Consider the following 221-nt stretch of genomic DNA (forward strand, 5'->3'; position numbering starts at 1 on the left):
GAGACATCAAGGACCGCGTCGGTGTTTGCATCGTAGGTTTTGTTGCTTGCCGTAATACCACTGATGCTGATCGCTTTAGTGCTTACATTCGCGCTGGCAGTCGCCTGATCGGTGATGCTGTAGTTCGTGTTATCCGCGCCGCCATAGCTGGTAGCGCTCAGGTTAACCGTCTTACCGGTACCCGCATGCTTAGTATCAAAGGTACCCGTGCTCGCCACCGT

General features: G+C 54.3%; 1 protein-coding gene. It reads right to left on the minus strand.

Annotated features, from left to right (window positions below; genetic code table 11):
• A partial coding sequence (locus H4J59_RS19115) for a YDG domain-containing protein (protein ID WP_182241561.1) occupies positions 1-221 on the minus strand: 221 nt, incomplete at both ends.

Origin of the sequence: Colwellia sp. MB02u-10 (genome assembly GCF_014077185.1) — a bacterium.
Taxonomy (GTDB): Bacteria; Pseudomonadota; Gammaproteobacteria; order Enterobacterales; family Alteromonadaceae; genus Cognaticolwellia.